Below are 9,251 nucleotides of genomic sequence, written 5' to 3'. Positions count from 1 at the left end.
TGAATAGATCACGGCTTTCAAGTATTTTCTTAGAATTGTCTTGAAATGAGTTAGTGGCATATAGCTTTGAGGAAGTCCCTTATTTATAGTTCTTCCGTTAAATGTGTAGATTGTTAAAAGAATGAGATTAATCCATATACATGGTAAGCTTACCTCCAATAAGATTGTTTTATAAGGAGGGGGTAAACTATACGATAAATGTAATTAGGTGTGATGTCTATCTGTCGTCTATAACCTGCTTATTCCCTTATTAAATCATGTTTGTAAATTATTTTTGTACATCTCAAACCCAATACATGCTCTTTTGGCTTCTAAAAGACGCCCTTTTGGCTTGCAAAAGATGCTCTTTAAGACCCTTGCTAACGCCCTTTTGAAGTCCAATTAGGCACCTTTTACTTTATACCAGGTAACTAATTGATACTCTGTTGATTGTAAACCTGCTTCATGTGTGTATTTTTGCCGTTAGTTATAGGTGTTTTCCTTGAATTTATGTAATGATTTTTCAAACCCTTGCCTGCAGGTTTTCGAAGTCTTAAAACGAAAAGATTTTCAATGAAAGAGGATGAAAATAGGATAGATAGTTGACTGTCTCAGCTATATTTTAGTTTAGTGAGTAATTTTGGCTCTTACGTTAAAGCACTACGAAAAGCGTCCACACATTTAACGGAAGAACCTTACTTATTAGTAGAGAGAGACCGTTGGCGGAGTGACATCGTACTCGTAAGTTATTTTGTAAATACACAGGATGAGGGGAGTGTGGCCTGTAAGCAGAGGGAACTTGGGACTGGTTGCAGGATAATGGGCGGTCTGTTCTTTATTTGCTTGATACTGCTTTGAGTCGGATTTATATGGTTGAGAAGTTATGACCCTTGTTGTCTCCTTTGAAAACCATGTAGACCTATCCTCCAGAAAAGCCGTACGACGAGGATAGTTAATAGGAGAGATAGTACGCCACCAATGATGTAGGCTGTTCTTCTTTGTTCCCAGTAGTAGGTGTTATTATCAATGAGGTGGATGGAAGAAGGACTTATTTGGCGTGTAAGAGCTTGATAGGTAAGACTGTCAGTATGGGTCCCGTCCTGTAGATTAAATATAAAGTATCTACCATCCGCCTTACCGATCACGGAGTCACCAATCACTTGTATGTGTGTAACGTCAGATATTAGTATCTCGTTGTAAAGGTCGTCTTTCTTGCATATACCTCCATTGTCGGGTGTATCAGTACTGCTCAGTTCGTAGTTATTCTTCAGTGGTGTGCTCCAACTATCACCAATTCCTATATCCGTTCCAAGAATGATTGCGATGATAATCATTGCTACTAAGCTACTTGCAGCGTAGGTGAAAAGAGCCACACCCGGCGTGAAGAAGGAGAGTATCATCCTCCTCTTCCTCTGTTCTTTACAAAGGAAATAAGTAAAGGGAAGCGTTAGTAAGCCTGATACTAAGAATAGTAGTAGGAAGATAACGGCCCAGAAAATAAGAACGAAAAGCATTCCCATATTTTATATTGATTAATTTAAAGAGAAGAGAATGACGGTACTCTCTACCTCTCTTTGATGTACTTAAAATGATGTTATCGCCTTTTCAAGTGATAGAGACATCACGCTTTATGGTGTTCATCTCCGTCTCTTGAAATAGTATTGGCTAACTCTATGATAAATGAGTACTCCCTACATGCTCTGTCTCTGTACATAGATAATACGTCTCTCCACCCAAAATAAAAGTTGCTGTCATTACTGTCATTCTATCTCATCACCTAACTTATTAATTTACAGGAGGGTTGTATGAAGTGTTAAATATGACAGCAAACAAAAATAAAACTTATCTTGTATAATATGTAATGATATAGAGTAAGAGGTTATCGCTCATATTCATCTGGTTTATATGTCGTTTATTATTAGAAGCGAGAGTGTTAGCTTATCAGTTCCATGAGGCCGACAAGGGTGGTGGAGTACTGGTTGACAACTGATATTATTGATGTTCTGCTAACTTCTCTTTGCACAATGCAAGTGCTTCCTCGGCTCTTCCATCTATTAAATAAGCAGGGAAAGCGTAGTTGGCATTGATAGTTTTTAGGTTGTATTCCATTGTCTTGCGTTTAATCCACGATGGTTCGCTTGCAAGAACCTCTGTAGGATTCTTCATTTGGATGGTTATCAACCTATTACCCTTAAAGCGTATCAAATCGAAGTCGGCTATTTCACGCCACATGATTTCCTTAGCTCCATAGATAGAAAGGCCGCTATCAGTAAACTCAATATCTTTCTTATGGGTTATGATAAGTCTTATCTTTCTATAAGTCATGTATAAAACACTTCCACCAAAGAAGGTGACGGAGAGTACACCAGCAACCTTTATCTTCCAAACAGGATAGGTTGTTGTGGAGGTATCCATGGTAAGGAGCCATATTCCTAAGATTGTAAATGCTATGCCACCTAAGTAAGCAAGGGTCTTCTTTGTCTTATTCATATCTTTATTGTTTGATATTCTTCATACTTAATCCAATGCGTTTGCGACGCATATCGACCTCAACAACACGGACACGGACGTGCTGATGGAGGCGAATAACCTGTGTGGGGTCGGAGACGAAACGGTCGGAGAGCTGGGAGATGTGTACAAGTCCGTCTTGATGAACACCGATGTCAACGAACGCACCAAAGTTGGTAATGTTCGTTACAATACCCAGTAGTTCCATTCCAACAATGAGGTCGTTGAGGGAATGGACGTTCTTATCAAACTCGAAGACCTCCACCTCGCCACGTGGGTCACGTCCTGGCTTCTCAAGTTCGGCTATGATATCACGTAGGGTAGCCTCTCCTAATCCCTCAGAAGGGGTGAGAGATAACTCGCTCAAAGCCTCAGACAGAGAAGAATAGGTCTTCTTCGACCCCCCTGAAAGGGTGTTAGTAGCAATCTCACTATCAGTTGATAAAGGCTTACTATTATTCTCTCTTTTATGCGAACCATTGCCTGTATTCACCTTCTCTACAGAAGAAGAGGAACGAGGAGGGAGACTGCTTGGGCTTAGAGAGGTAAGACCTTTATGGATGTAGCGTTGGATATCGATCTGAGACAAGAGTGACTTATTACCGATCAGGTCCTTTATCGTACAACCATGGTCCTTTGCCATCTGTTCAACAATGTGATAGCTTTCGGGATGAACAGCAGAGTTGTCGAGCGGGTTCTTGGCATTGGGGATGCGAAGGAAGCCTGCACATTGTTGGTAAGCAGTATTACCCAGACGCTTCACCTTCTTTAATTGGGTACGAGAAGTGAAGGGACCGTTCTCATGACGATAGTCGATAATGTTCTGAGCAAGGGCCGGACCGAGTCCGCTAACGTAGGTAAGTAAGTGACGAGAAGCCGTATTGAGATTGACTCCCACCTGATTGACACAACTCATCACCGTTTGGTCGAGTGAGTGCTTGAGCTTTGATTGGTCGACATCGTGCTGATATTGTCCGACACCGATACTCTTCGGGTCGATTTTCACAAGCTCGGCAAGAGGGTCCATGAGCCTTCGTCCGATGGATACAGCACCACGTGTAGTAACATCTTCATCGGGGAACTCCTCACGTGCTACGGGTGAGGCTGAATAGATGGAAGCACCATCTTCGCTCACTACATATCTTAATATATTCCCAAAGTCGTTCGTTGTGTCTTGGAGAATATTACTAATGAAAGTCTCTGACTCCCTACTTGCCGTACCATTACCAATGGCAATAGCCTCAATCTTATAGGTCTTTATCATCCTTTGCAGCGCTTCTGTGGCTTGTCTCATCTGGTTGCGTGGAGGATGCGGATAGATTATCTCGTGATGGAGAAGGGTACCCTGTTCGTCAAGGCAAGCTATCTTACAACCATTGGCGAAGCCGGGGTCGAGGGCAAGAACACGTTTCTGACCAAGTGGAGGGGACAGGAGAAGTTGACGGAGGTTCTCTGTAAAGACTTTAATAGCTTCTTCGTCGGCACGTTCCTTACTCAAGGCTGCGAACTCATTCTCCATACTTGGATTGATAAGACGCTTGAAGGAGTCCTCAACAGCTTGGCTGACAAGGGCCTGACAAAGACCATGTCCACGTACAAACTGCCGTGTTAGACGTGAGACACATTCCTCCCCCTCAATCGTAATACTTACTCGTAGAATACCTTGAGACTCACCTCTACGCATGGCAAGTAGCCTATGGCTATTGCATCGACGGAGTGGTTCAGAGAAATCGAAGTAGTCAGAGAACTTCTGTGCCTCGTCTGTATCCTTCATCTTCTTGATAACTTTTGATGAGATGATGGCCCCACGATGGTAAGCTGTGCGGACAGTATTACGTGCTTGCTGGTTCTCTGATACAATCTCGGCGATGATGTCTAAGGCTCCTTCTAACTCCTTCGAAAGGGTGAGAGAAGCCTTCCCTAACCCCTCCAAAAGGGTGGAAATATCTATATGCTCACGGACGAATAAAGACCCTTTGGTTCCTCCTTGATATTCCTGCCAAGCACTTGCAAGCTTGTCTCTCTCCTTTTCGGATAAGCAGGAAAGAGCTACTCTCCTCCCTACAGAAGGGTTGGAAGAGGCTGCCACGCTCATGATCTCCATTGCTAAAGGCTCCAATCCTTGTTCACGAGCAATCTGTGCTCGTGTGCGTCGTTTAGGTTTATAAGGTAGGTAGATATCCTCCAGTTCGGTAGCATCCATACAAGACTGAATCTTAGCCTCTAATGCTGTCGTGAGTTTCCCCTGCTCACGAATGGTCTTGAGGATAGTTTCCTTACGTTTAGCGAGTTCTTTCAGACGGTCGTAAAGTTCGCTGATATCGGTTATCTGAACCTCATTGAGGTTTCCTGTACGTTCCTTTCTATAGCGAGAAATGAATGGGATTGTACAGCCTTCATTGAGTAGGATGAGGACTGCCGATACACTTCTGCGAGGGAGGGAAAGTGATTGAGAGATAAAGGAGGCCTCCTTCAGTTCCCCTGAAAGGGAGGGTGTCGTATTCGCAGTCTGCTCGTTATTATTCATTGGTTCGGTCTTTTTGCCGTATGATGTTGGTCTATCCATTTATAGATGTTTTTTTGTTTGCATAGGGAGGAGAGATAATATCCCTCTAATCTGTGGAGAACAGGATAAATAGCGAACTACCTCTACAAGGTAGGCTATGCTTTTACTACTCATTTACCCTTGTCTATTCTATCTTTATAAGCACCTTTTACTTATCATCTCCCATTCCTTGTTTGTCATGCGTGAGTATCTTTTTCTCTACTTGTTTAGAATGGAACAGTTTATGCCAATACCTTATCTCCTTCTTTTAGAGGATTTAGTAGAGGCTTTTTTGGTCTCAATAACGATGGTCGGACGCATCTCTTGTCGTGGGTCCTTCCTATATGTAATAAGGTGTAGAGCGGAGATATCAGTAGACTTAATCCCCTTTGGCATTGCTTCTATTATGCTTTTGGGTGAGAGCATATACTCAATGATAGTCAACCACTTATGTGGTTTTTTCGGTCTACCATCTATTATCCATTGTAGTTCAGCAAAGGAGTTGGTCCTAATGAGGACGATGTCTCTTGGAGTCTTACAGAAAGTAATATTTTTCCCTTGCTTTATCTGTTCTTCTGGTGAGAATATTTGTATAGACTCAATGGCATAGGGTGGAATAAGTCTGAGTCTGTTTGCCACAATTTCTTTGGCCGAATCCGAACGCATCTCATTGATAGTGACATGCAAGAGGGAGTCGGGTAGGGGTGTACCATCAATGATACAAAGGGCTTGCCCACGTGTGCTGAGGGTGACAAGCATTGTCAGTAGAATGCAAGTCAGGAGTCTTTTCAACTGTAGTTTCGTCATCATCTTTTGTTCATCAAACATATTTATAGGCATAAAGCAAGATGGGTTTCTTACTTTTATCACAGATGGCTTCAATCTTCTTCAGCATAGCTGGGCTTGTAGTGAAGCATCCCCACGAAGCATTGGAGAGTGGGAGATAGGAGGTTAGGTGGTGCATAATATCCACGTAACGAGAGCTATGAATGAGGATATGTCTCCGTCGTGCATTATCGTTTGAACTATCAAGACCATCAAGGGCAAAGCATAGTCCAACATTAGCAGAATAACTTTTCTCAGCAATCTTGAAATGTCCAAGACTCGAACATTTACTTCCTTCCTTGTTTGAGAAGCGTGGTTCCCACGCACTGTTGCCTTCTCCTTTGCCGTGTGCACAGGGTCCTGTGTCGAGCACGGATAATGTGTTTAAGTCGATGATAGCCATTCTGTCCTCACCTGATGGGCGTGAGAAATCAACGAGGACACAGTAGTCTTCGTTAAACCCCTTGTTGTGACAGATTTCCCACACGTCTTTGAATTGGCTTTGAAATGTGTAAGACTTTATCTTCCAATAGCCTTTTACGCCAAAGTTGAGCGTTAAGAAGAGGAGAAGGAATAAGATGAAAAGGCGGCCTCTCCTCCATCCTCTCCCTTGTAGAAAGGGGTGTGAACAGTGCGTTATCCCCATCGTTTGGGCATCCTTTGACTTGTTTCTTGTCTTATCGTTTCCCATTACTTATCTAATAGATAGGGTTATCTTGATGTCAACTCCCCCTCTCCATTCGGAGAGAGGATGGGGCTGAGGCTGATAGCGATAGATGTTCTTTCTACATCCCTCTGGCCTTCAGAAGACCCTTTGTATCAGGTGCCTTTAGGCCAGTGAAGTCTGAGAAGATAGTCATAAGGTCACGAGTATTACCACGTGAGAGAACCTTCTGGCGGAAATCATCACCCACCTTACGAGTCAGTGCACCGTGTTCTGCAAAATAGTCAGCAATATTCACGGCCAATACCTCACTCCATAGGTAGCTATAATAACCTGCTGCATAACCTCCACCCCAGATGTGGTTGAAGTAAGAAGTAGAGTAACGAGGAGGTATCTGACTGTTTAGTAGACCAATCTCAGCCAACACCTTCTTCTCAAAGGCCGGTGCCTCTTCAGCTGTTGGAACCTCTGAAGGAGAGAGACAATGCCAAGCCATATCCAAGCAGGTCGCAGCAAGGTTCTCACCCAATGCGTATGCCGAAAGGAAATTGAGCGATCCAAGCATCTTCTCACGCAATGCGTCAGGCATAGGCTCATTGGTTTTGTAATGGCGTGCATAGTGGTTGAACACCTCTGGAATACTTGCGAACGACTCATTAAACTGTGATGGCATCTCTACGAAGTCACGTGCTACGGCCGTACCGCTCAATGTGTTATACTTACAATGAGATAGCATACCATGCAGGGCATGTCCGAACTCGTGGAACATTGTTTGTGTCTCGTCCCAAGTAAGGAGTGTAGGCTGACCTTCTGGAGCCTTCGCATAGTTGCACACATTATATATTAATGGTTTCTGATTCCTATCTAAGCTCTGCTTGAGGAAGGCACTCATCCATGCACCACCTCGCTTTGTTGGACGGCGGAAGTAATCACAATAGAACAAAGCCAACTGCTTACCATCAGCATCAAGTACGTCGAATACCTTCATGTCCTTATGATAAGTCGGGATATCCTTACGTTCACGGAAGCTAAGACCATAGACGCGATGGGCCGCATAGAAGATACCATTGACAAGAACAGAGTCAAGATTGAAGTAAGGTTTCACGTCTTCATCTGAGAAGTTGAACTGGTCCTTCTTCATCTTTGACGAATAATAGAAGCGGTCGTAAGGCTGGAGAGCAGTAAACGAGTTGACTGGTTGACTGGTAGACGAGTTATTTGCATTAACTTGTTCACCTGTCAACTTGTTCTCTTGTTCACTTGCTAACTTGTTCACTTGCGCCTTCATATACTCCTCAATCGCCTTTGTCTGCTCCTCAGCCTTTGGTTTATAAGCACCAATCATCTGGCGGAGAAAGGCATAGACATTATCCGTGTTCTTTGCCATAGTCTTCTCCAACGAGTATGAAGCATAGTTCTTATAGCCCATCAACTGCGCTTTCTCAGCACGAAGACGTGCTATCTTCACGATGATAGGGAAGGTGTTGTAAGCCCCCGTACCGTCTGTACGATGGATAGAAGCATTGTAGACACGCTCACGTAGGCTACGGTTGTCGAGGCTTGCAAGGATAGGTTGCTGTGTGGTGTTCGTAATCACGATACAATAAGGTGCCTTACCGCCACGGCTCTCAGCATCTTTCTTACACTGAGCAATATCTGCTTCGCTGAGACCAGACAGTTCCTTTACATCGTTGACCCATACTGTTGCCTCATTGGCAGCTTTCGGAAGCATATCACCAAAGTCCTGCTGAAGTTTTGCCAACTCCTTATTAATTTCTTGCATACGTGCCATCTTCTCCTTTGGGAGCAAGGCGCCAGCATGAGTGAAGTCTTTATAGACTACTTCCAACAGCTTCTTATCCTCGCCTTTGAGCGTATTGTATTCGTGGTCATATACATATTTAATACGTTGGAAGAACTTCTGATTAAACTTAACCTCGTTCTCAAACTCCGTCATTAAGGGTACTATGCTTCCTTGAGCCTTCTCTATTTCTCCTGTCTTATCGGCTGATACGAGTGCATAGAAGATGTTTGATATACGTTCCAAGTTCTTTCCACTCCGCTCGTAAGCTAAGATAGTATTGGTGAAAGTAGGCTTCTGCTTGTTGTCTGTAATCTTCTTTATCTCAGCTCTTTGCTCAGCAATAGCCAACTTGATGGCAGGTAGGTAGTCTGTACCCTTGATATGACTGAAATCAGGAGCGTTAAAAGGTAGCGTACTCTGTTTCATAAGCGAATTACTGACCGTCTGTGTCGTCTTCGGTCTTACGTTTTGTGCCTGACCTGTAAGTGCTGTGCAAGCAAGTCCTGCGGCCAGTACAACATTCTTGAGGTTCTGTTTCATGTTTTTAATTGTTGGGTATTGAATGTTGGGTAAGGGGGGAATGGGTGGTAGGTGTTAAATGTTAGGTGTTGATGTAATGCAATTCAACTTACTTCCATAGTAACTCCATAGTGGTAGGTGTTAAATGTTAGGTGTTGATGTAAAGCAATTCAACTTACTTCCATAGTAACTCCATGGTGGTAGGTGTTAAATGTTAGGTGTTGATATCACCTATCATTTATCTCCATCTCCCTTTATTCCGCAAACTTACATAAAAAAAACGAGAGTATCAAATAAATCGAATAAGAAGTTAAGGTTTCTTCTCTCATAGAAAGAATGGGTGAGCAGAAGATACAGACGTGGTCAAGCGAAAAGTACACACTTGCCCCTTTCAGAGTTGAGGGGAG

The 9,251-nt window shown here is 43.3% G+C and carries 6 protein-coding genes; all 6 read right to left on the bottom strand.

Annotated features, from left to right (window positions below):
• Positions 1 to 860: 860 nt before the first annotated feature.
• Positions 861 to 1,499, bottom strand: coding sequence for a hypothetical protein (locus tag HMPREF0666_RS14630; protein ID WP_042856467.1), 639 nt, complete (start codon positions 1,497 to 1,499; stop codon positions 861 to 863).
• 472 nt (positions 1,500 to 1,971) lie between these two features.
• Complete coding sequence (locus HMPREF0666_RS14625; RefSeq protein ID WP_009013153.1) at positions 1,972 to 2,469, bottom strand: STM3941 family protein; 498 nt, start codon at positions 2,467 to 2,469, stop codon at positions 1,972 to 1,974.
• Positions 2,470 to 2,473: 4 nt separating this feature from the next.
• Complete coding sequence (locus HMPREF0666_RS18230; RefSeq protein WP_009013152.1) at positions 2,474 to 5,053, bottom strand: Tex family protein; 2,580 nt, start codon at positions 5,051 to 5,053, stop codon at positions 2,474 to 2,476.
• Positions 5,054 to 5,287: 234 nt separating this feature from the next.
• Entirely contained in the window at positions 5,288 to 5,860 is a 573-nt protein-coding gene (locus HMPREF0666_RS14615; RefSeq protein WP_232214129.1) for a 50S ribosomal protein L19, read from the bottom strand.
• Positions 5,853 to 6,548, bottom strand: a complete 696-nt coding sequence (locus HMPREF0666_RS14610) for a murein L,D-transpeptidase catalytic domain-containing protein (RefSeq protein WP_009013150.1) — start codon at positions 6,546 to 6,548, stop codon at positions 5,853 to 5,855. The genes HMPREF0666_RS14615 and HMPREF0666_RS14610 overlap by 8 nt, the downstream gene beginning before the upstream one ends.
• 94 nt (positions 6,549 to 6,642) lie before the next feature.
• A complete protein-coding gene (locus tag HMPREF0666_RS14605; RefSeq protein WP_009013149.1) occupies positions 6,643 to 8,865 on the bottom strand; it encodes a M3 family metallopeptidase in 2,223 nt (740 codons plus the stop codon).
• Positions 8,866 to 9,251 lie beyond the last annotated feature (386 nt).

Origin of the sequence: Prevotella sp. C561, assembly GCF_000224595.1 — a bacterium.
Lineage (GTDB): Bacteria > Bacteroidota > Bacteroidia > Bacteroidales > Bacteroidaceae > Prevotella > Prevotella jejuni.
The sequence above is the reverse complement of the archived record's forward strand: the minus strand, read 5'-3'. Positions and strand labels throughout refer to the sequence as shown.

Coding starts and splice junctions, on each gene's coding strand:
- HMPREF0666_RS14630 (WP_042856467.1), bottom strand. CDS start 1,499: ATGGGAATGCTTTTCGTTCTTATTTTCTGGGCCGTTATCTTCCTACTA.
- HMPREF0666_RS14625 (WP_009013153.1), bottom strand. CDS start 2,469: ATGAATAAGACAAAGAAGACCCTTGCTTACTTAGGTGGCATAGCATTT.
- HMPREF0666_RS18230 (WP_009013152.1), bottom strand. CDS start 5,053: ATGGATAGACCAACATCATACGGCAAAAAGACCGAACCAATGAATAAT.
- HMPREF0666_RS14615 (WP_232214129.1), bottom strand. CDS start 5,860: ATGTTTGATGAACAAAAGATGATGACGAAACTACAGTTGAAAAGACTC.
- HMPREF0666_RS14610 (WP_009013150.1), bottom strand. CDS start 6,548: ATGGGAAACGATAAGACAAGAAACAAGTCAAAGGATGCCCAAACGATG.
- HMPREF0666_RS14605 (WP_009013149.1), bottom strand. CDS start 8,865: ATGAAACAGAACCTCAAGAATGTTGTACTGGCCGCAGGACTTGCTTGC.